The organism is Alicyclobacillus sp. ALC3 (genome assembly GCF_028751195.1).
Classification (GTDB): domain Bacteria; phylum Bacillota; class Bacilli; order Alicyclobacillales; family Alicyclobacillaceae; genus Alicyclobacillus_L.
Window position 1 is genome coordinate 3,142,372 of the sequence record NZ_CP066784.1, and the last position, 21,250, is coordinate 3,163,621.

At 59.2% G+C, this 21,250-nt stretch carries 18 protein-coding genes and 1 riboswitch; of the genes, 11 read left to right on the forward strand and 7 right to left on the reverse strand.

What is annotated here, in order from left to right; translation table 11 throughout:
- The first annotated feature begins 32 nt into the window (after nucleotides 1-32).
- Nucleotides 33-209, forward strand: a riboswitch (FMN riboswitch).
- A gap of 99 nt (nucleotides 210-308) precedes the next feature.
- Genes ribD through ribH form a run of 4 tightly spaced genes read left to right on the forward strand, consistent with a single transcriptional unit; the run spans nucleotide 309 to nucleotide 3,865 of the window.
- Nucleotides 309-1,478, forward strand: coding sequence for a bifunctional diaminohydroxyphosphoribosylaminopyrimidine deaminase/5-amino-6-(5-phosphoribosylamino)uracil reductase RibD (ribD, locus tag JC200_RS14470; RefSeq protein WP_274432391.1), 1,170 nt, complete (start codon nucleotides 309-311; stop codon nucleotides 1,476-1,478).
- Nucleotides 1,459-2,139 carry a riboflavin synthase gene (locus JC200_RS14475; protein WP_274432392.1) on the forward strand — a complete coding sequence of 227 codons (681 nt, stop codon included), beginning with the start codon at nucleotides 1,459-1,461 and terminating at the stop codon, nucleotides 2,137-2,139. Before ribD ends, JC200_RS14475 begins: the two co-directional genes overlap by 20 nt.
- Nucleotides 2,140-2,164: 25 nt before the next feature.
- Nucleotides 2,165-3,379, forward strand: a complete 1,215-nt coding sequence (locus JC200_RS14480) for a bifunctional 3,4-dihydroxy-2-butanone-4-phosphate synthase/GTP cyclohydrolase II (RefSeq protein ID WP_274432393.1) — start codon at nucleotides 2,165-2,167, stop codon at nucleotides 3,377-3,379.
- Nucleotides 3,380-3,394: 15 nt separating this feature from the next.
- Nucleotides 3,395-3,865, forward strand: a complete 471-nt coding sequence (gene ribH, locus JC200_RS14485; protein ID WP_274432394.1) for a 6,7-dimethyl-8-ribityllumazine synthase — start codon at nucleotides 3,395-3,397, stop codon at nucleotides 3,863-3,865.
- A 27-nt stretch (nucleotides 3,866-3,892) separates the two neighbouring features.
- Here the strand turns inward: ribH and JC200_RS14490 are convergent, their stop codons facing one another.
- Nucleotides 3,893-4,909, reverse strand: a complete 1,017-nt coding sequence (locus JC200_RS14490) for an aldo/keto reductase (RefSeq protein WP_274432395.1) — start codon at nucleotides 4,907-4,909, stop codon at nucleotides 3,893-3,895.
- Nucleotides 4,910-5,080: 171 nt separating this feature from the next.
- Nucleotides 5,081-8,377 (reverse strand): isoleucine--tRNA ligase, encoded by a 3,297-nt coding sequence (ileS, locus tag JC200_RS14495; RefSeq protein WP_274432396.1) that lies wholly within the window; start codon nucleotides 8,375-8,377, stop codon nucleotides 5,081-5,083.
- A 602-nt stretch (nucleotides 8,378-8,979) separates the two neighbouring features.
- On the opposite strand from ileS, the gene JC200_RS14500 reads away from it, so the two are divergent.
- Both JC200_RS14500 and queC read left to right on the forward strand, forming a co-directional pair.
- Nucleotides 8,980-11,559: a transglycosylase domain-containing protein gene (locus JC200_RS14500; protein WP_274432397.1), complete on the forward strand. Its 2,580-nt coding sequence runs from the start codon at nucleotides 8,980-8,982 to the stop codon at nucleotides 11,557-11,559.
- 35 nt (nucleotides 11,560-11,594) lie between these two features.
- Nucleotides 11,595-12,281 (forward strand): 7-cyano-7-deazaguanine synthase QueC, encoded by a 687-nt coding sequence (queC, locus tag JC200_RS14505; RefSeq protein ID WP_274432398.1) that lies wholly within the window; start codon nucleotides 11,595-11,597, stop codon nucleotides 12,279-12,281.
- 87 nt (nucleotides 12,282-12,368) lie between these two features.
- Here queC and JC200_RS14510 read toward each other — a convergent pair whose 3' ends face one another.
- Nucleotides 12,369-12,764 (reverse strand): globin domain-containing protein, encoded by a 396-nt coding sequence (locus tag JC200_RS14510; RefSeq protein WP_443111823.1) that lies wholly within the window; start codon nucleotides 12,762-12,764, stop codon nucleotides 12,369-12,371.
- Between the two features lie 154 nt (nucleotides 12,765-12,918).
- Between JC200_RS14510 and JC200_RS14515 the strand changes: the two genes are divergently transcribed.
- Complete coding sequence (locus JC200_RS14515; protein ID WP_274432399.1) at nucleotides 12,919-13,602, forward strand: metal-dependent hydrolase; 684 nt, start codon at nucleotides 12,919-12,921, stop codon at nucleotides 13,600-13,602.
- 1,702 nt (nucleotides 13,603-15,304) lie between these two features.
- Here JC200_RS14515 and JC200_RS14520 read toward each other — a convergent pair.
- Nucleotides 15,305-15,556 (reverse strand): DUF3243 domain-containing protein, encoded by a 252-nt coding sequence (locus JC200_RS14520; RefSeq protein ID WP_274432400.1) that lies wholly within the window; start codon nucleotides 15,554-15,556, stop codon nucleotides 15,305-15,307.
- A 136-nt stretch (nucleotides 15,557-15,692) separates the two neighbouring features.
- On the opposite strand from JC200_RS14520, the gene JC200_RS14525 reads away from it, so the two are divergent.
- Complete coding sequence (locus JC200_RS14525) at nucleotides 15,693-15,983, forward strand: hypothetical protein (RefSeq protein WP_274432401.1); 291 nt, start codon at nucleotides 15,693-15,695, stop codon at nucleotides 15,981-15,983.
- 75 nt (nucleotides 15,984-16,058) lie between these two features.
- Here JC200_RS14525 and dinB read toward each other — a convergent pair whose 3' ends face one another.
- Nucleotides 16,059-17,693 carry a DNA polymerase IV gene (gene dinB, locus JC200_RS14530; RefSeq protein WP_274432402.1) on the reverse strand — a complete coding sequence of 545 codons (1,635 nt, stop codon included), beginning with the start codon at nucleotides 17,691-17,693 and terminating at the stop codon, nucleotides 16,059-16,061.
- Between the two features lie 146 nt (nucleotides 17,694-17,839).
- Here dinB and argR point away from each other — a divergent pair, with 146 nt between their 5' ends.
- Complete coding sequence (argR, locus tag JC200_RS14535) at nucleotides 17,840-18,277, forward strand: arginine repressor (RefSeq protein WP_274432403.1); 438 nt, start codon at nucleotides 17,840-17,842, stop codon at nucleotides 18,275-18,277.
- A gap of 14 nt (nucleotides 18,278-18,291) precedes the next feature.
- On the opposite strand, the gene JC200_RS14540 is transcribed toward argR, so the two are convergent.
- Nucleotides 18,292-18,612 (reverse strand): AzlD domain-containing protein, encoded by a 321-nt coding sequence (locus JC200_RS14540; protein WP_274432404.1) that lies wholly within the window; start codon nucleotides 18,610-18,612, stop codon nucleotides 18,292-18,294.
- Entirely contained in the window at nucleotides 18,612-19,355 is a 744-nt protein-coding gene (locus tag JC200_RS14545) for an AzlC family ABC transporter permease (protein ID WP_274432405.1), read from the reverse strand. Before JC200_RS14545 ends, JC200_RS14540 begins: the two co-directional genes overlap by 1 nt.
- 106 nt (nucleotides 19,356-19,461) lie before the next feature.
- On the opposite strand from JC200_RS14545, the gene JC200_RS14550 reads away from it, so the two are divergent.
- On the forward strand, nucleotides 19,462-20,037 hold the full coding sequence (locus tag JC200_RS14550; protein ID WP_274432406.1) for a helix-turn-helix domain-containing protein: 576 nt from the start codon (nucleotides 19,462-19,464) through the stop codon (nucleotides 20,035-20,037).
- Between the two features lie 31 nt (nucleotides 20,038-20,068).
- The gene (locus tag JC200_RS14555; RefSeq protein ID WP_274432407.1) at nucleotides 20,069-21,244 is read left to right on the forward strand and encodes a M20 metallopeptidase family protein; all 1,176 of its coding nucleotides are present in this window, start codon (nucleotides 20,069-20,071) and stop codon (nucleotides 21,242-21,244) included.
- Nucleotides 21,245-21,250: the final 6 nt, after the last annotated feature.

Sequence of the window (21,250 nt, forward strand, 5' to 3'; positions counted from 1 at the left end):
AACTAGTCAATGTGAACTAACCGAATATCGGAGTGTTCCTTCAGGGCAGGGTGAGGCGAGACGTTGTCGAGCCAATTCCCGATCGGTGGTGATGCAGGAGACTGCAGAGTCCACGAGCCTGCGAGAGTCGGAATATCGGCTTTTGCACATGGGCAGGAACTGGTGAAAATCCAGTACCGACGGTATAGTCCGGATGAAAGAAGGACCTTCTAAACCGTTGCCATGGTCTGCCTTGCGGACCGTGTACATCGTCATGGAAGGTACATCAGCCCCCTGAAGCAGGGGGTTTTTTGCGTAGGAGGAGAGTCGTGACCGAGGACGAGCGCTATATGGCCACTGCGCTCTCGCTTGCAGAACTCGGGCGAGGGCAGACAGCACCGAACCCACTAGTGGGCGCCGTGATTGTCCGCAACGGTGAGATTGTCGGTCAAGGAGCGCACCTCAAAGCCGGTGGACCGCACGCTGAAGTGCATGCGTTGCGCATGGCGGGTAGCCTGGCGGAGGGCGCTACGGCGTACGTGACGCTTGAGCCTTGTTCGCATTTTGGGAGAACACCGCCTTGCGCGGATGCGCTCGTCGCCGCCAAAGTGAGCCGGGTCGTGGTCGCTGCGCTCGATCCAAACCCAGCAGTGCAGGGGGAAGGCGTCCGCCGACTGCGAGCGGCAGGCATCGAAGTCGTCTCGGGTGTGCTTCAACAAGAGGCACGAGCTCAGAATGAGGCCTACTTGACGTGGCGGGCCCTAAACCGGCCGTTTGTTGTGTGGAAGTGCGCGGCGACGCTTGACGGCTATGTCGCCACTGCAAACGGCGACAGCCGCTATGTGACGAGTCCCGAGGCGCGCGAGTCCGTTCATGAGTTGCGCCGTCAGCATCCTGCGATTGCGGTCGGTGTTGGCACTGTGCTCGCAGATAACCCGCAACTCACCGTCCGTCTGCGTGGCCGCGCCATGGCTGCTGCGCAGCCTCTGCGCGTCGTGTTTGACTCGCAGTTGCGCACGCCATGTGGTGCTGCGCTGTTTGAACAGCCAGGTCAAGTTCGGCTGTACGCAACCGCCGCCACGGCTAGCTCGGACGCCTCTGAGTTTGCAGTTCGCAAGGCGCAACTTGAGGCGCAAGGGGCTGTGGTGCGCTTGGTCGAGGCTGGAGCGGATGGGCGCGTTTCACTTACCGCGGCGCTGCAAGACCTTGCACAGGACGGTTTCACGAGTGTGCTCGTGGAGGCCGGGCCACGCGTTGCAGGCGCGCTGCTTGGGGCTAAGCTTGTAGACAAGGTCGTCTACTACATTGCGCCTAAGTTGCTTGGCAGCGGACTGCCGGCGGTCGCAGGTCGTCCGGTGGACCGAATGGCCGAGGCTCTGCAACTCAAACGCATGACCGTGAGTCAGGTTGGTCCGGATTTGCGAGTCGAAGGGTATCTCGCGCAGGCTGACGACATCGCGGAACGTGGAGGTGGTTCGGGTGTTTACAGGCCTGATTGAAGAGGTGGCTACGCTACGCCGGATTGAGACTCGGCGTGAAGGCGCTCGGCTCGAAATCACTGCTGCTCGGGTGCTTGAAGACGTCGCGCTCGGTGACAGTATCTGTGTCAACGGCGTGTGTCTGACCGTCACCGCTTTCACAAAGGAGTCGTTTCACGTCGACGCTGTCCCCGAGACGATGCGGCGCACGAACCTCGGCAAACTGCGGACAGGCGACCGCGTCAATCTCGAACGCGCACTTGCCGCCGGGGCTAGGTTCGGTGGACACATTGTGTCTGGCCACGTGGACGGCACAGGCCGGCTGCAGCAGCGCGACTCAGAGGGCAATGCCGTCGTCCTGACAATTCAGGCGCCGCGAGCACTGATGCGCTACATCGCCGAGAAAGGTTCCATCTGCGTCGATGGCGTCAGCCTGACTGTCATGGATGTAACCCTGGAAGCGTTTCGGGTTTCGGTCATCCCGCACACAGGCATCGCCACGACACTCTTGCGGTCGCCTGTCGGGGCGACGCTGAACCTCGAGTGCGACGTGATCGCGAAGTACGTCGAACGCCTGCTCGGCATCTCGACTGCAGGTGTAACTCCACTCGAGGGAGACGTCGCCGTCCCAGACGGCGGGGGGCTCAGCTTGGATTTCCTGCGCAATCACGGGTTTGTATAGAAGACAGGTAGAGGAGAGATGAACGATGTTTGATTCGATTGAAGACGCTCTATCCGACCTGCGTCAGGGCAAGGTGGTTATTGTCGTCGACGACGAAGACCGCGAGAACGAGGGTGACTTTATTGCACTCGGCTCAAAGGCAGATGCATCCGTCGTAAACTTCATGATCACGCACGGCCGTGGCCTGCTCTGCGTCCCGATTGACGAAGCGCGCGCAAAGCGACTGGAGTTCCACGAGATGGTCGGCAAGAACACCGATTCGTTTGGCACCGCGTTTACGGTGTCGGTCGACGAGGCGAAAACAAAGACTGGGATAAGCGCTTATGAGCGCGCGGAGACAATCGCGGCCATCGTCGATGAGTCCACTGGGCCGGAGGATTTCCGCCGCCCCGGCCACATTTTCCCGCTCGTCGCAAAAGACGGCGGCGTGTTGCGGCGCGCTGGTCACACGGAGGCGGCAGTCGACCTCGCGCGGTTGTGTGGGGCACCGCAGGTCGGCGTGATCTGCGAGGTCCTCAATGAGGACGGCACGATGGCGCGTCTGCCGCAACTCGAGGAACTGGCGAAGCGGCACGGCATTAAATTGATCTCAATTGAGGACCTGATCGCGTACCGCAAGCAGACCGAGCAGCTGGTCGAGCGCGTCGAGCAAAGCGCTGTTGGCGGCCCGGCGGCCAGCGCGATGCTGCCGACTCGCTACGGACTGTTTCACGTCTATGTGTACGTGAACAAGCTCGACGGTAAGGAACACGTCGCGCTTGTGAAAGGTGAGATGGACGGCAGCCCGACGCTTGTGCGCGTGCACTCGGAGTGTCTCACGGGAGACGCGTTTGGCTCTTTGCGCTGTGACTGTGGGCCGCAGCTTGAGGCGGCACTGCGGCAGATTGGCGAGGCGGACAAAGGCGTGTTGCTGTACCTGCGGCAGGAAGGGCGCGGCATTGGCCTGTTGAACAAGATTAAGGCATACGCGCTGCAGGACGAGGGTGTCGACACAGTCGAGGCGAACCACAAACTTGGCTTTGCAGATGACCTGCGCGACTACGGCATCGGCGCGCAAATTTTGTACGACCTCGGCGTTCGCAAAATGCGACTGCTGACGAACAACCCGCGCAAAGTCAAAGGCATTCACGGGCACGGCCTCGAGGTTGTGGAGCGCGTTCCGCTCGAAGTCGACCGCAACCCGTACAACGAGCAGTACCTGCAGACGAAGAAGGACAAACTTGGGCACTTGTTGCACTAATAAGGAGGACATAGGATGACTGTTCGAACACTGGAAGGACACCTGATTGGGGATGGACTGCGTGTCGGTATCGTCGTTTCGCGTTTTAATGAGTTCATTACATCGAAACTGCTCGGTGGCGCGCTCGACGCTTTGAAACGTCACGGCGTGGCGGTCGACAACGTGACGGTGGCGTGGGTTCCGGGGGCCTTCGAGATCCCGTTTGTGACCAAGCAGTTGGTGCAAAGTGGGCGCTACGACGCGGTAATTGCGCTTGGCGCTGTAATCCGCGGTTCGACCCCACACTTTGACTATGTCGCTGGCGAAGTCTCAAAGGGCATCGCCAACATCGCGCTGTCCAACGACACGCCGACGATTTTCGGGGTGCTGACAACAGACACGATTGAACAGGCGATTGAGCGCGCGGGCACGAAGGCCGGCAACAAGGGCTGGGACGCTGCGACCACCGCGATCGAGATGGCTAACTTGGTCAAGGTCATGCGCTGATAGTCGAAAATACAAAGCGGCTGCCGATTATGGCAGCCGCGCGCCCCGCGATGTGACGTAGAGGTGGTACCACTCGTCTCGAGTCAACTCGATTTGCAGAGCCTCGGCGCAAGCTTTGATGCGCTCCGGGTTGGTCGTGCCGATGACGGGCTGAATGTCTGCCGGGTGTTTCATCAGCCAGGCGAGCGCGACCGCTTCGCGCGACACACCCTTCTCTTCGGCCATGCGTGCGACGAGAGTGGCGGTCGCCTGAGTGGTCGCAGGCTCGTCAGCCGCCGCCTGCTCGGTCACCAAGCGCCCGCTCAGATAACCGCGTGCGAGCGGGGACCAGGCTTGAACTTGGATGTCATGAAGTTGCATGTACTCCATGGTTCCGTCCGGGAAGTAGTTCGCTTGCGCTGCTGCCTGATTCACGTGTACGCCGGTATCTACAAACCCGGTGTGCAGGAGGCTGAGTTCGAGCTGGTTGACGATGAACGAATGCGTCGATCCGCTGGTAAGCAGTTCGATTTGCCCCGCGTTCATGTTCGACACTCCGAAGTAGCGCACCTTGCCGGAGCGGTGCAGGGTGTCAAGGGTATTGCCAACTTCATCCGGATCCATCAACGGATCGGGCCGATGCAACAACAGCACGTCCAGGTATTCGACCCCGAGACGCTGCAGGCTGCCATCCACGCTCTGCAGGATGTGCGACTTGGAGAAGTCGTAGCGACCGGGCACGGAGTCGCTTTCTGCAAAACGAATCCCGCACTTCGACTGGATGTAGATGCTCTCTCGCAGCCCAGGCCGCGCCTTCAGAACCTCAGCGAAGACCTGTTCCGCCTTGCCGCTTCTATAGATGTCAGCGTGGTCGAAGAAGTTGATCCCGACCTCCAACGCGGCCTCAACTGCCGCCTCTGCTTGTTTGACATGCTCGGGATAGATTGGCCCTGGCGCCCACTCGCCGCCGAACCCCATGCAGCCGAGGGAAATACGGCTCGCATTCAAGCCCCGCTTGTTCAGTGGCATCGGTCTCGTGTGACCCAACCGATTCGATTCGCCCATGTGGCAACAACTCCTTCTACATTCTCGTTTGGCACGGTGATAGCGCCAAACCTTACATACTGCTGCGGAGCAGTGATGCTGAGGAAGATAGCCGTAAACGGCTATCTTCCAATCGACGACGGTAGTTCCATGCCCATCTTAGCGCTCACTCTGCCACTCAGCCACTCGGTATTACCGTCGCGGGCCACGCACCGCGAGCGTCAGCGGTTTACCATTCACATCCCACTCCTTGACCAAGTCGGCACCAGTCAGGTGCTCGCCTACCGCCGTGACGTCAGTGTCAACGCCGGTCGCGACCATAAGTTCGTCAATCAGCACCGTCGCCGCAATCGCGTCGCGGTGGCGCTGCAAAATACCGCGTACCTCTGCGTCACCTGCCGCGGCAAACGTCACGCGGTCGGTCACGTTGTAGTCGACCTCTTTGCGCATCATCTGCATCTTTGAGACGATTTCGCGCACATAGCCCTCTTCGACCAATTCTTCCGTCAAGGCCGTCTCCAGACCGACAAAGCCGCGCGCCGTTACGTCAACTAAGCCTTCGAAGCTGGGGTGCCAGCGCGTCTCGGCGTGCCCCTCGGCAGCGGAGATGACCTGACCCTCGAGCTCGACAGATCCCGTGGACTGGAACCGCGCAATTTGATCCGCAGACGCACTTTTCGCTGCTTGGTTTAGCACTGGCACCAACTTGCCGTAAGAGCGACCGACTTCCTTCAGGTTGAGGTACAACTCTGGCCGCGTCACTTCTTCGAGTGCGACGAAGCGGACTTCCTTCACGTTCAACTCGTCTTTGAGAGTCTCCACGAACTTCGACAGCACCGTCGCGGAGTCGCGTGCGACGTACAGTGCGGACAGTGGCTGGCGTGTCTTAATCTTGCTCTCGTTGCGCAGATGACGGCCCGATTCGACGACGCGCAGCACCTGGTCCATCTCGGCGATGAGCGACGCGTCCACCAACTTGGAGTCGGCCGTTGGGAAATCGCACAGGTGTACGCTGACGGGCGCATCGGGCTTTGCAGCACGCACGACGTTCTGGTAGATGTCCTCCGCGATGAACGGGGTAAACGGCGCGATGAGCTTCGACAGTGTCTCGAGGCACTCGTACAAAGTCAGGTACGCAGCGACCTTGTCTTGTTCCATGCCAGCGGCCCAGAAGCGATCGCGATTGCGCCGGATGTACCACGTTGACAACTCGTTGGCAAAGCTCTGCAGTGTCCGTGCGGCGGTCGTCGCATCGTAGTCGTCGAGCAGTTTGTCGACGCGCAGCGTCGTCTCATTCAAGCGCGCGATGACCCAGCGGTCGAGCAGCGGCCGTTCACTGACAGCCAGCGAGTGTTGCGATGGGTCAAATTCGTCGATGCCCGCGTACAGGGCATAGAATGCGTGCACATTTTGCAGCAGGTCGACGAACTTGCTTCGGCTCTCTGCGACGGCCTTGTGGTAAAAACGCTGCGAGTTCCACGGCTGTGTGTTCGATAAGAAGTAGAAGCGCAGCGCGTCGGCACCGTGCATGTCGAGCGCTTCAAACGGGTCGATCACGTTGCCTTTCGATTTCGACATCTTCTTGCCGTTCTCATCGAGCACGTGGCCGAGCACAAGTACGTTCTTGTACGGGGCGCGACCTGTGACGAGCGTCGAGATCGCGAGCAGGCTATAGAACCAACCGCGTGTCTGGTCGATCGCTTCGCAGATGTAGTCGGCCGGGTAGAGGCGCTGCCACTGTTCTTGGTTCTCGAACGGGTAGTGGAGTTGCGCAAACGGCATGCTGCCGGAGTCGAACCAAGCGTCAATGACTTCTGGCGCGCGGCGCATCTCGCCACCACACGCGCACGTCCACGTGACCTCGTCGATGTACGGTTTGTGCAGTTCCTGCGGGAGTGTTCCTGCCAACTGCTCGAGTTCCGCCTTTGACCCGACGCAGTGCTTGTGGCCGCACTTGTCGCAGATCCACACCGGCAGCGGCGTACCCCAGTAGCGACTGCGTGACAGGTTCCAGTCGACCAGGTTCTCGAGGAAGTTCCCGAAGCGGCCTTCGCGGATGTGCTCGGGCATCCAGTTAATGCCGTTCGAGTTTTCGATCATCTGCCCTTTCACGGCCGTGGTCTGGATAAACCAACTGTCGATCGCGTAGTAGAGCAGCGGCGTGTCGCACCGCCAGCAGTGTGGATACGCGTGCTCCTGTTTGTGCTTCTCAAACACAAGGTTTCGCGCCGAGAGGTTCTTGACGATGTCGACGTTCAGGCCTTCGTCACGGACGAAGCGCCCTGCAAAGTCAGTGACGTCGTCCGTGAAATGCCCCGTCAGGTCGACGAAGTTGCAGTAGACAATGCCGTTTTCACGACAGACGCGGTAGTCGTCCTCGCCAAAGGCGGGCGCCATGTGGACGACGCCCGTTCCGGACTCCGCCGTGACGTGACCAGACGGCACGACGACGAATTTTTTGCCTTCGGCCTGGACGTAGTGAAAGACTGGTTCGTAGGTTGAGCCGACGAGGTCACGGCCAAACTTTGTCGCCACGACTGCGTCGCCTTCGTGCAGGAAGTTGTCCCGCAACTCGTTCGCGACCCAGAGATTCTCACCCGACTCGGCTGCGTGAATGAGCGCGTACTCAAGGTTCGGGTTAACCGCCAAGGCCACGTTCGATGGCAGCGTCCACGGTGTCGTCGTCCAAGCGAGGATAAACGTGGCGCCCGTTTCTGCGGCTGCCCCCGAGCCCTCTATTGGCGCGCCAGCAGCGCCCGGGACAGTCGCAGCAGCGCCCGCAGGGCGCGAATGTGACTCGTCATCACCCACCAGCGCTCGGCCCCCTGTGACGCGGAACTTCGCGGTGACTGTGAGGTCTTTGACGTCCTTGTAGCCCTGTGCCACTTCGTGGCTGGACAGTGTGGTTTCGCAGTGCGGGCAGTACGGACTCACGCGGTGGCCCTGATAGAGGTAGCCTTTGTCGTAGATTGTCCGCAGCAGGTTCCACACCGACTCAATGTAGTCGTCGGACAGCGTCATGTACGGATGCTCCATGTCCACCCAGTATCCGAGCCGCTCCGACATCTCCTGCCAGAGGTTCTCGTACACAAATACACTCTCGCGGCATTCGTTGATGAACCGTTCAATGCCAAATGCCTGAATCTGTTTCTTGCCGCTGATTCCGAACTTTTTTTCGATCTCAATTTCCACCGGCAGCCCGTGCGTGTCCCAGCCTGCCTTGCGTTCCGTGTGGAAGCCTTTCATGGCTTTGTAGCGGGGGTACACGTCTTTCATGACGCGCGTGATGACGTGACCAGAGTGCGGTCGCCCGTTCGCGGTCGGTGGACCGTCGTAGAACACAAATTCAGGGCCGCCTTTGCGCTGTTCTTCACTCTGCAGGAATACGTCGTGCACTTTCCAGAGGTCGAGAACGCGCTGTTCGCGGACCTCAGCCGGTTCTTTCGCATCTACTTTGTGCGGTACGTGCACCTTGTCGTCGTAAGCCATTTCTGCTCCTCCTTAGACTTGCACTGCTTGAGCCAATATCTGCAATCAAAAAGCCGTCCCTCATGAAGGGACGGCTCGTCTGCCGCTGTACCACCCAACTTGACGCCACCACTGCTCAAACTTACACAGAGGCGCACCCAATCTGCACCCGTAACGTGGGCAAGGCGATCCGGTCTTACGCCGTTCTGGACTTGCGCACTGGAGTTGTGCTCCGTCCTTACAGCGGTTCGGCGGATGACTCCGAGGTGATGTCTGTGTCCACGGGTGCGCGGGTTCTCAGCATGCCCGCTCTCTGTGCCACCTGGTATAGAATCACAGCGCGTCCTCTTCCTGGTCTCTACTCTTTACACTTGTCCGCTATACTGGTAGGGTCGGATACTGAACTCCCCTGCCGTTAGACCCGTCTAGTATAGCAGACAGACAGGCGAGGCTCAACGCGTCGGAGTGCCTCTGGCAGCCTATCGCTTAGAGACTGTTGCGGAGAGACCCCTACATTTTTACGTACAGATTGCGTATTATCTTTCGGGGACCTGGGGTAGGGTGACATTCACAGTGGCATGTGGTCCATCGAGACTAGGCCACTAATGCGAGGTGATTTGGACGTGGCGCGAAAGTACGCGATTGGCATCGCCGTCGGCGTCGTAGCCGCGGTGGCGGTGTTTGTTGCCGTCTTCATGGCGCTGGTGCAGTTCATCCCGTTTGACGCAGGTAAACTGCAGAGCTCAACGTCGCCGACCGTGATCTACGCAGGGACTGGTCAGAAGTTGTTGACAATCCCGGCACCTGGCGGTTCAGATTTAACCTACAATCAGATTCCGAAAGACCTGCAGAATGCACTAGTAGCCACTGAGGACCATACCTACTGGCAAGGTTCGAGTATCGATGTAAGAGGCATTCTGCGCGCTGCCTTTGTCGACTTGTGGACCCACAGCCTTGCGCAAGGTGGCAGTACGATTCAGGAGCAGCTTGCGAAGATTGTCTTCTTGAACGACCAAAAGACGTTCACGCGCAAGATTCGCCAGGTCGTGCTCGGCGTGCAGATCGACCGGCACTTCACGAAACAGGAAATTCTCGCGATGTACTTCAATAAAATCTACCTCGGCGAAAACACGACTGGGGTGGAGCAAGCGGCACAGCGCTATTTCGGGATCAACTTGGCGAAGAACCCGCACTTGACACTCGACCAGGCCGCACTGCTTGCCGGTCTCCCACAGGCGCCGAGTGCGTATGACCCGCTGCAGAACCCGAAAGCTGCGACGACGCGGCGCAATATCGTTCTACAGAACATGGTCAAATACGGCTACATCACACAGGCGGCCGCGACTAAAGCGGAAAAAGCGCCGCTTGGGGTAAGCTACCATCACATCACGAACGACCCGTGGAACAAGAACCCGTTGCTGCTCAACTTTGTCTACGACTATTTGCAGAATCACCTTAGTAACAACCAGAGCGTCACACCGGCACAGTTGGCACAGGGTGGATTGAAGATTTACACCACGATTGACCCGAACGTCCAAAACGCCATCAATAAAGTGTTTTGGAGCACGAACTACAACGGGAACTTCCCGGGTCCGACAAAGGGCACTGTCGTCGAAGGCGCTGCGGTGTTCGTCAATCCGAAGACCGGCGGTATCCTCGGTGCAGCAGGGTCGCGCAAGCAAGGGTTTGTCCCGTTTGGTTACGACCGCGTGTATGCGACATCGTCGCCAGGTTCGTCGATTAAGCCGATCATCGACTATGGACCGGCGATTCAGAGTGGGAAGTGGACGCCTTCGTCCATTCTTCACAACCAACCGCAGTCGTTTAATGGGTACGCTCCGACGAACTGGAACGCAAATGCGCCAGCTCGCGTGACGCTGCAGTACGGGATTACATGGTCGCAAAACATTGCATCGACGTGGTTGCTCGACCAACTCGGCATTTCCAACGGCATCAAGTTTGCGGAGAATGACGGCATCACCTTCACATCCCAGCAAAAGCAGGAGTTGTGTGTGGCCATCGGCTGCGAGTCCGTTTCGCCGATTCAGATGGCCCAGGCTTATGAGCCGTTTGACAACAACGGGCAGCAAATGCCGACGTACCTGGTGAACAAGATCGTGAACGGTCAAGGCGCCGTGATCTACCAGCATCCGGGTTCGCAGCCGCACACGGTGATGACGCCGCAGACTGCTGAAACGATGACTCAGTTGATGCAAAATGTGGTACAGAACGGCACTGGGCAGTACGCGAAAATTCCCGGCTGGGGTGTCGCTGGCAAGACGGGGACCGTTCAGTACGACTCGCACCAGACCTTGGCGCAACTCAACTGGGTACGAACAGGCTGGTTTGACGGCTACACGCCGAACATGGTCGGTTCGATTTACATCGCCTATGACCAGACCAACGCGCAGCACCACTTGTCCTGGGTTGTTGAAGACCCTTCGGGGAACTGTGCGCAGCTCTGGCACGACATTGTCAATCTCGCCGTGCAGGGGCAGAAGCCCCAGCAGTTCCAGTACCCGCAGTTGCCGCAGACACCGCAGCCACCGCAAAGCGTAAAGGGTGTTGTCGGGCTGCAGGCAAATTGGGACGCCACGAACAACGCGGTGCTCCTCAGTTGGAAGACGACTGCGAACAATTCGCCGACGTTCGTGATCGAACGGGCGACAGCAGGGTCAACGCAGTCCGGCGGGAGCCTGTCTGGCAACTCGACGGGCGGTTCGAATCAAGGTACCACCCAACTTCAACAGATTGGTTCGGTGTCAGGCGGGACATTTGAAGACACGAACGTGGTACCTGGAACCACCTACACGTATGTGGTACAGGCGATGGACCCGAACAGTGAAACACCGATTGGGCAACCTGCGGCCATCACGTTCACAGTTCCTGGAGGGCTTGGGGCAGGCGGAGGGCCAGGTGGACCGGGAAACTCAACGGGCCCGGGCCAGGGCTCGGGCAACATCACCGGCAACAGCACGGGTCCGGGCCAGGGCTCGGGCAACACCACAGGCAACAGCCCGGGAAATAGCACGGGTCCGGGAAATAGCACGGGTAACCAAACGGGCACGTCCCCTGGGAATGGCACAGGCAACGCGACGACTACGGGTGGTAGCACAAACTCAACGAATAGCACCAATGCGACTACGACCGGTGGCAGCACAAATGGCACCGGGAATCAGACACTAGGCGGACTGTTTGGGTAGCACCAAGCAGTCCTGGGAACAACGGGGGTTACGGGATGACGAAAAAGGCAGTCGTGGTGTTAAGTGGAGGCCTAGACAGCACCACGTGTATGGGAATTGCCCATGCACGTGATTACAGCTTGTACGCCTTGACGTTTGACTACGGGCAGCGCCACCGCATTGAAGTCGAGCACGCAAAGGCGGTCGCCCGCCACTACGGAGTGGTCGACCATCGCGTTGTGGAAATGGGATTTCTGCGCGAAATTGGCGGTAGTGCCCTGACGGACGATGCGCTCGATGTACCGACCTCAGGCGTCGGCGAAGACATTCCGGTCACGTATGTGCCAGGGCGTAATCTGTTGTTTCTGTCGATCGCGAGTTCGTACGCGGAAGTTGTCGGCGCGGACGCGATTTTCATCGGCGTTAATGCCCTCGACTACAGCGGTTACCCGGACTGCCGACCTGCCTTTATTGAGAAAGTAGAAGCGGCAATCGCCGCGGGCACGAAGGCGGGCGTGGAGGGGCATCCGACGACGATTGAAGCGCCGCTGATGCACTGGACGAAGGCTGAAATTATCCGCCAAGGCATGGAACTTGGTGTTCCGTACCAACTCACGACATCGTGCTACCAAGGGGAAGATGAGGCGTGCGGTGTGTGCGACAGCTGCCGCCTGCGGCTGAAGGGATTTGCGGAAGCGGGCTACGAAGACCCGATTCCGTACGCCACGCTCCGTCACTCTTGACACGGCGCGCGTCGAGACTCTTGACCCGGCGCGTGTCGACCTGCGGCCTGTTCGCTCAAGCGTACTGTTTCGCACAGCCCACAGCAGCTACTCCGCGTTGTCGGCGGGTGTGTTGACCATGTGGCCAGCGGTGAGCGTAAGACGTTCGAACATCACGCGTCGCAGTTCACCGCCTAGGCCTACAGCGTCCATCGCCTCTGACATGCAGCGCAACCAGGCTGTCTGGTGTGTCGGCGTGATGGCAAAACGTAAATGACGAAAGCGCATCATCGGCGCTCCGAACTCTTCAGCATACTTGGCGGGCCCCCCGAAAAACTGGGTGAGGAACGCCTTTTGTTTGCGTCGGATGAGGGTGAAGTCTTCTGGGAAGAGCGGGGAGAGAACGGGATCGACTGCGACTCGCACGTAAAACTCGTCCACCAAACGGTCAATCGTCGCAGCACCGCCCGCGGCTTCGTACAGACTTGCCGGCATGAGTTCCATACGGACACTTCACCTCCTGCAGTGTAGAAAATTCCACTGTGGAGCGAGTATAGCGGTGTAGTGGAGCACGGGTCAAGGTATAATGGATGGGGGAAAAGACTGGGTAGAACTGCGCAACACACCCAGCCAATGTGGTCACGAGGGGGATGTTCGAATGAAAATATCGTATCACGGTCACGCCTGTTTCACCGTTGAAGAGGGAGGACATGCTCTCATCATCGACCCGTTTTTGTCTGGCAACGGCAAAGCTGACCTCGCTCCCGGCGATGTGAAGGTCGAAGCGATTTTGTTGTCGCACGGCCATGGTGATCACGTCGGCGACACTGAGGAGATTGCTCGCGCCAACCACGCTACAATTATCGCACCGTTTGAACTGGCCATGTACTTCGGCCGCAAAGGGTTCAACGTGCACCCGATGCACCTTGGCGGAGGCCACGCGTTCGACTTTGGCCACGTCAAACTGACACTGGCTTTCCACGGCTCTGGTATTGAACTCGACGATCACATCGAGTACGCCGGCAACCCGTGTGGATTTCTGATCACGATGGGCGGCAAGACGTTCTACCACGCGGGTGATACGGGACTGTTTGGCGACATGAAGATTATCGGCGACCGCAACCACATTGACGTTGCAGCCCTCCCGATTGGCGACAACTTCACGATGGGTCCAGACGACGCTCTGCTGGCCGCGGAGTGGATTGGCGCGAAGAAAGTCATTCCCATGCACTACAACACCTTTGACCTGATCGCGCAGGACGGGCAGGCGTTTGCGACCGCCCTCTCCGACAAAGGTCTCGAAGGCGTCGTGTTGCAGCCGGGCGGGACGCTCGAAGTCTGAGGAAGTAAGTAGGCCGGTCGGTAGGAAGGCCGGTAGGCTGGTAGGCTGGTAGGCTGGTAGGCTGGAGCCGTAGCTGGATCGCGGCTGCGGTGCGCGGACGGGGCGCGGGCCGCGCTTGGCTTGGCGGGCGGCCGGTGTGGCCGGCGGTGCCGGGCGGTGGGTGCGCTGAGGCGGGCGGTACCGGGCGGCGAGTGCGTTGAGGCCGGCGGTCCGGGCGCCGAATCTATCATGCGGTGTTAGCTTGGGCTGTCCGCGAAGGTGTGCAAATGCTGCCTTGCGGGCAGCTTCGTGCATGGAGGACTTGCATCGCGCTGGCAACATGCCCGAGGTAGGGGATGGCGCTGGTGTTACGTCACGCCCAGATTGGCGCTATGGCACGGGAAACAGCGTTCATACGACCAATTTGGCGCTAACTCACGAGATCGCGTCGACAATACCGCCAATATGGCGCAATTGTACTGGTTAGCGCCAATATGGCGCTAACTGCCCGAGGTCGCGTGGACTATACCGCCAAATTGGCGCAATTGTACTGGTTAGCGCCAATTTGGCGCTAACTGCATGAGGTCGCGCCGGCCATATAGCGCCAAATTGGCGCTCCCTCCCGATTAAGCGATATCTCACGCATGCTCACTCATTCGCAGGTAAGTCGGCGCGGCGTCCTCACAGGTAAGTGTCAAATTGACACCTATCGACCCGGTTTGGCGGTCATTAGCGACATTTTCGAAACTCAGCGCGACCTGGTGCGCTTGAACTTGGTCGCTTAGCGACGCCTGCGTCGCTAACCTTTCATCTTTCGCCGCGCCGACGCCGCGACAACGGTAAAAATGTCGCATGACGTCACGCGCTGGTCATAGCGCCAATATGGCGCTAACTGCATGAGGTCGCGTCGGGAATACCGCCAATATGGCGCAATTGTACTGGTTAGCGCCAATATGGCGCTAACTGCACGAGGTGGCGTCGGGAATAGCGCCAAATTGTCGCAATTGTACTGGTTAGCGCCAATTTGGCGCTAACTGCACGAGGTCGCGTCGGGAATACCGCCAAATTGGCGCAATTGTACTGGTTAGCGCCAATATGGCGCTAACTCACGAGGTCGCGTCGGGAATACCGCCAAATTGGCGCAATTGTACTGGTTAGCGCCAATATGGCGCTAACTGCACGAGGTGGCGTCGGCAATACCGCCAAATTGGCGCAATTGTACTGGTTAGCGCCAATCTGGCGCTAACTGCACGAGATCGCGCGGGGAATACCGCCAATATGGCGCAATTGTACTGGTTAGCGCCAATATGGCGCTAACTCACGAGGTCGCGTCGGGAATACCGCCAATCTGGCGCAATTGTACTGGTTAGCGCCAATCTGGCGCTAACTGCACGAGGTCCCGCCGGCCATACCGCCAATCTGGCGCTAAGTCGGATTTTCATCACCGATAGCGACGCTTGGCGTCGCTACCTGCTATCCTTTGCTGTTCCCAATGCCTCACGCGTGGAAGAAATGTCGCTGGACGACGTCACCTGACTGCAGCGCCAGCAATTGGCGTTCACGCTCCCATCGTGCCAACATGGTGTCGGCGCTAGCCGCTGTCTGTAGAAATTGATTGGAGTATGCCCCGTTACGGGGCATACCAATTGGAATACAAAGAGAGCCGCCCAAAGTGCAAACTAGCTGCACCTGAGGCGGCCCTCATCGCTGATCGCTGAACGCCTTAGTTCGCCTGGTCTGCCATCTTCACCATGACGCGCGCCAACGTGTGCTGCTCGTCTTCCGAGCTGGCGGACCACATGTCCCGCAACAGGCGTTCTTGCGCGTTCTTTGGGTCAACTTTGTTGGCAAGGAAGTCGCCCATCTTTTGAGCGACCTGAGCAATCTGTTCGTCAGATGCGCCCATTGACTGCGCCCGATCAACCTGGGCACCGAGGAACTCTTTCCAACGGTCGAAATTCTCCATGACGTCCATGTACACGCCTCCTTCAAAGAGTAGAGTCGGGAAACATCTTCAGCGTGCCGCAATTGCCCGCTGTCTATGCATAGGTGGCATGTCCGAGGACCTCGTCGCATAGGCATAGGACAGCGGGGAGAAGGAGGGATGGATCATGCGGAGAAAAACAATGACCGTGTCGTCACCGCGTCGCCGAGCCGTTGTTTACACGTGCGCGCTGATTGCGCTTGGCGTTTACGGCGTACCGCGTTTGCCCGAGCTCCATCACGGTTTGGGAGGAACTTTCAGCGTCCTGTGGATCTTATTCGCAGGCCTTGCAGTGGCGGCCAACCTGTATTTCCTCTTTGGTGCAGACCGGGAACGGAGCCGCGATCTGGAGATGTATAGTGTGCAAAGCGAGGATAAAGCCGATTCAGGGCGGCTCGTTCGGGGACGTTCAGTCTGAGTTTAGCCGAAGGCTAATCGTGATCAACAAAAGGAACCTCTACCTGACAAAGTGACACCTCGTTCGCTCGGCACCTCACCGTGGGTCGTCGGGCGCTTGCAAGGTGTCTTTTTGCAGAGACGTCCCTCGCACCTTGCGATCCCGTATTTGTGCGCTTGGGTGAGACTTCAGCATGCGACCGCGTACGAGTGCGTTTTCACCGAACTTATCGCGTAGTTCGTCCGTCACCTTAGTCAAACGCGCTAGGCGATCGCGATCGGAATTTTGCGTCGGTGCCGCATACACGGACGGCCCGCGGCCCGCGGCCCGGCCCGCACCTAGGCCCGCATTCCGGCCTGCACCTGGACCCTTGGCGACGCGACTATCCTGGTCAGTTTTCGACGGTCTGAGCTCTGCCTCAAACAGCGGAAGCTCGAGTTGAAGGGATGGTGCCGTATCAGCCGTTGCTCCCGACTCGGCCCACTTGATGGCGCCGCCCGGCCGCCCGCCCGGCCCGATGGTGCCGCCCGACCCGATGGCTCCGCCCGGCTCCCGAGTGCCGCCCGACCCGCGAGTGCCGCCCGGCCCGAGGGTGTCGCTTGGCCCCTGGGCGCCGCCCGGCCGCCCGCCCGACCCGATGGTGCCGCCGGCACTCGCACTGGTGGCAACCGGCCCATTTTGCCCCGCTAGGGCGCCTGTTGGCGTCAGGTTTTGCAGCGCTACGCCGAGCAAGCGCACTTTCGCGCCACGGCGTTTGTGCAGGGTCAGCAACCCGCGTGCTTCGCGGTAGATTTCTTCGGTTAAGTCGGTGGCTAGTGGCAGGGTTCGCGATCGCGTGACCGTCTCTCGGTTGCCATAGCGGATGGTCAGTTGGACCGTGCGGCCGACCATCTTGTGCCGGCGGACTCGACGGCCGACCTGATCGGCTAGGTTGAGGAGGACCGTAGCCAGTTCTTCCTCGGCATCCGTGTCTGCAGCGAGAGTGACCGAGTGCCCGACGCTTTTAATCGGCTCCGGTACTGACACGACAGGTGTATCGTCAAGGCCGTTTGCAAGCCTGCGCAGTTCAGGGCCGCGGCGGCCCAGGTAGCGCTGCAACAATTCTTCGCGGGCGCCCGCCAAGTCGCCGATTGTTGAGACGCCAAGGCGCCGCAGGCGTTCAGCCGTCTTGCCGCCGACGCCGAACATCGATTCGACGCTCAGTGGCCATAGTAGGTGTGGGACGGATTCGAGGGCAATTTCAGTTAAACCCATCGGTTTTTTCAAGTCACTCGCCATTTTCGCGAGGAACTTGTTGGGTGCAACGCCGATGGAACAGGGCAGGCCAAGTTCGCTTTGGATCCGTGTTTGAATCTGACGGGCAATCTCGACAGCCGTGCCAAACTGCCTGCTGCCGGTGACGTCAGCCCAGCACTCGTCGATACTGAACACTTCGACTTGCGGGGTGTAGTTTCGCACCACCGCGAAGACGCGGCGGGAAAAGTCGCGGTACAGGTCAAAATCTGGAGCAATCAGCGTTAAATCCGCGCAGGCGCGCAGAGCCTCAGCGACGGTCATCGTGGCGCGGACCCCGCGCCGACGGGCTTCGTAGCTTGCTGTGACAACCACGCCATGGCGCGTTTCGGGACTGCCTGCCACGGCGGTGGGAAGCCCCTGGTAGCGGTCGGGATCGGCGGCGGCATGACATGCGCAGTAAAACGCGTTCATGTCAATGTGGAGAATGCTGCGCATCAGCCTGCCTCCTTTTCGACTGCCTTGTGCGGCCTCGCGGGCGGAATTCTCTCGCATATTGTACTACAATGGGAGGCGGAAGACGGGTAGCCACCGCAAGGTCACTACTGCGTGGCACCGCGGAAGACGATGTAGGAGGAACCGATGTGAAGGACAAGCGTCAAATGCGGATCAAAGAGATCGTGAGTCAGCGTGAGGTCGAGACCCAGGAAGACTTGGTCAGGGCACTGGAGGAGTCGGGGTATCCGGTGACACAGGCCACCATCTCGCGTGACATCAAGGAACTGCAGCTGATCAAGGTGGTTGGCAGCAACGGTCGGTACAAGTATGCGATCCCGGTGGCGGCGGCTCACATGTCGATGGACGCGCTGAGTCGGCGGCTTGCGGAAGTGTTTGTCTCCCTGCGCCGCGCGAACAACTTGATTGTGTTGCGTGTGTTGCCGGGGAACGCGCACTCGATTGCGTCGATGATCGACAACATGGAACTGCCGGACCTGATCGGCACGATTGCCGGTGACGACACACTGCTGTTGATTTATTCGGATGAAGACACGGCTCTGCGAATGGAGAACATGCTTCTGTAGGGACCTCCCCTGCGTCAGTGGACGAGGTGCCAGAGGGCGATTGTGAGGACTCCGGTCAACATAGCCCACAGCGGTTTCCGGGTGACAAAGGCTGCGGCGAGCGACACCGCTGCGGCTACATAGAACGGAGTATCGATGTGCCCAGCGACAGGGGCATGCCAGACGATGGCTGGTGCGACCATTGCGGCAAATACGCCGATCGGGATGTACGGAAACGTGCGCTCCACGCGAGCTGGCAAACGCAGTTTGCGGCCGAGCAACAGAGGTGGCCAGCGTGTCAGGTAGGTTACCACTGCGGCGCACAGCACGAGAACGCTAAATGCAGATGTACTCATTACGCAAACACCGCCCCATATGCAAAGCTGACAAACGCGCCGGCAAAGAGCGCCGCGCTCGTACCCCACCAGTGGTCAACCACGACGGCAGCAACTGCGGCGAGAACAGCCGCAACGAGGTGCCGCCGGTGCTTGATTTGCGCCGCAAGCAGCCCCAGAAATGCACCGATGTAGGCAAAGTCCAGTCCGTAGCGCGATGGGTCCCCAATCGCTTGGCCCGCAATGAACCCGAACAATGAACTTACTTGCCAGGGGAAGAAGATGGCGCTGCCCGCCCCAGCGAAGTAGGCAGCCGTGACTTGGGCTTTCTGGGTGCGGACGGCCATGACACTGTAACTCTCATCTGTCAGACCATGCGATAATAGAGCGAGTAGACGCGCCCGCAGGTGCGTCAGCGACGGACCGAGTGTCACTCCGTAGAGCACTTGCCGCCCGTTCAGGAGGAACGTTCCTGTCACAATCGCGAGGGTCCCGGCGCCTTGGTGGAGCAACGCCAAAATCGTGAACTGCGATGCACCTGCGAAAACGAACAGCGACAAAGCGAGCGTTCTCGCAAGGTCGAGGTGGTTTGTGCTGTGAGCAATCGCGCCGTACGCGAAGCCGTAGGCGACCACGCTGACCGTGAGCGGAAAGGCATCTGACCAAGCCTGCAAGTAGTCCTTTTTTGCCGAACTTGTGTGTGCTACGCTAGGTAGTAAGCCGTCCTGTGCGCTGACCGTCTGCACGGGGTGTTCATCCGACATAGCAGTTCCTCACTCGTGTGTATGTCATAAAGTACAATTGTATGTTATCACATACAAACGAAGGGAGCACCAACTTACGGGCTCAATGAATAAAGATGAACTGTCTTTGCGTTTGGGCTCACGCCTACGCCAACTCCGACATGAGCGTGGGCTATCGCTCGACAAACTGGCGGAACTGACCGGAGTCAGCAAACCAATGCTCGGCCAAGTCGAGCGAGGCACGTCGAGTCCGACTGTCGCGACCCTCTGGAAAATCGCGACCGGCCTCCAAGTGCCGTTTACGGCCTTGCTCCAGGACGCATCTAGCGCACAGCAGATTCGCGCTCGTGATCAGACAGTGTTGTTTGAAGACGGGAAGCGCTTCCAGGTGTATAGCACGTACTCGGCTCCCGGCAGCCCGGTGGAACTGTTTCGCGTAGTGCTGTTACCGGGTTGCAAGCGCCAGGCTGAGGGTCACGGCCAAGGCGTGATGGAATCAATCACGGTCTACCAAGGCAACTTGATTGTCACTTTAGGAGACGAGGGTTTTGACCTCGTGCCAGGCGACGCACTCAATTTTGTTGCCGATGTCCCACACACCTACGAAAACCGTGGCGCCACGCCATGCACTGTGCACATGGCGATATTCTATCCGGGCATGAGTCTCGGTGCGGGTGGCGCAGCGCCACTACAACGACCATAACGATAAGGGTTGGAAGGGAGAACGGGTGTCTATGTCACAAGTCTCTGCTGCTACGGAATCGCTGCAAGAGCAACTCGTCCGCTTTCGCCGCAAGTTGCACGAACACCCAGAACTCAGTCTCGAGGAGTTTGAGACGACGCAGCACATCAGGGATTTTTTAGGCCATCACGGCATCGAAATCCTCGACTACCCGCTGCCGACTGGGGTGTTGGCGATTGTGCGAGGACGCAGGCCTGGGCCGTGCGTGGCTGTTCGCGCAGACATTGACGCCTTGCCGATTGTCGAAACGACAGGGCTCTCTTACGCGTCTCAGGTGAGTGGCAAAATGCACGCTTGCGGCCACGATTTTCACACAGCTGCCGGTCTCGGTGCGGCTGTGTTGGCAAAGGAGGCCGCAGACAGCGAGGAGTCGTTTGCAGGTTCAATTCTGTTTGTCTACCAGCCTGCTGAGGAAGTGGGGCAAGGTGCGAAGATTATCGTCGACACGGGTGTGTTTGAGGATTTGCACGTGGGCGCCATCATCGGTGAGCACAACAACCCGCTCCAAGCCCTAGGCACAATTGGCGTCAAGAGCGGTCCGTTGATGGGGAGCGTCGACGAGTTCCGCATCGTTGTGCACGGCGTCGGCGGTCACGCAGCGATTCCAGAACTGACGGTGGATCCAATTGTCATCGCATCTCAGATTGTCTCAGGTCTGCAACACCTCGTCAGTCGCGTGATATCTCCACATGACCAAGTGGTTGTGACCGTCGGCAAGTTTCAGGCCGGCACTGCTCGCAACATCATCCCGATGGAGGCTGTGCTCGAAGGCACCATTCGCTCGCTGCAGCCGGCGGCTCGCGCGAAAGTTGAAGAGCACTTCCGCACTTTTGTGGAGCAGACCGTTGCGGCCTACGGAGGCAAAGTGTCGTTTGAGTTTGAACGCATCCTGCCGTCTGTCCAGAACGACGAGGCGACGTCCGAGGTGGTCCGCGCCGCCGCCCTGCAAGTGGTCGGTGCAGAGCGCGTAGTTGAGGCGTCACCGACGCTCGGCGGCGAAGACTTCGCGCTGTACCAGCAACACTTGCCAGGTTGCTTCTTTTGGGTTGGCACAGGCAAGCCGTATGGGTGGCATCACCCATCGTTCGACGTCGACGAGTCGATGTTGCAGACGACGAGTCAAGTGTTTGTCACAGCCGCCCTCGCGTGGCTGCAGCAGCACGCCTAACTCTGG

Excerpts from the sequence above, each read along its gene's own strand:
- JC200_RS14480 (WP_274432393.1), top strand. The coding sequence starts at position 2,165 with ATGTTTGATTCGATTGAAGACGCTCTATCCGACCTGCGTCAGGGCAAG.
- ribH (WP_274432394.1), top strand. The coding sequence starts at position 3,395 with ATGACTGTTCGAACACTGGAAGGACACCTGATTGGGGATGGACTGCGT.
- JC200_RS14490 (WP_274432395.1), bottom strand. The coding sequence starts at position 4,909 with ATGGGCGAATCGAATCGGTTGGGTCACACGAGACCGATGCCACTGAAC.
- ileS (WP_274432396.1), bottom strand. The coding sequence starts at position 8,377 with ATGGCTTACGACGACAAGGTGCACGTACCGCACAAAGTAGATGCGAAA.
- queC (WP_274432398.1), top strand. The coding sequence starts at position 11,595 with ATGACGAAAAAGGCAGTCGTGGTGTTAAGTGGAGGCCTAGACAGCACC.
- JC200_RS14510 (WP_443111823.1), bottom strand. The coding sequence starts at position 12,764 with ATGGAACTCATGCCGGCAAGTCTGTACGAAGCCGCGGGCGGTGCTGCG.
- JC200_RS14515 (WP_274432399.1), top strand. The coding sequence starts at position 12,919 with ATGAAAATATCGTATCACGGTCACGCCTGTTTCACCGTTGAAGAGGGA.
- JC200_RS14520 (WP_274432400.1), bottom strand. The coding sequence starts at position 15,556 with ATGGACGTCATGGAGAATTTCGACCGTTGGAAAGAGTTCCTCGGTGCC.
- JC200_RS14525 (WP_274432401.1), top strand. The coding sequence starts at position 15,693 with ATGCGGAGAAAAACAATGACCGTGTCGTCACCGCGTCGCCGAGCCGTT.
- dinB (WP_274432402.1), bottom strand. The coding sequence starts at position 17,693 with ATGCGCAGCATTCTCCACATTGACATGAACGCGTTTTACTGCGCATGT.
- JC200_RS14540 (WP_274432404.1), bottom strand. The coding sequence starts at position 18,612 with ATGAGTACATCTGCATTTAGCGTTCTCGTGCTGTGCGCCGCAGTGGTA.
- JC200_RS14545 (WP_274432405.1), bottom strand. The coding sequence starts at position 19,355 with ATGTCGGATGAACACCCCGTGCAGACGGTCAGCGCACAGGACGGCTTA.
- JC200_RS14555 (WP_274432407.1), top strand. The coding sequence starts at position 20,069 with ATGTCACAAGTCTCTGCTGCTACGGAATCGCTGCAAGAGCAACTCGTC.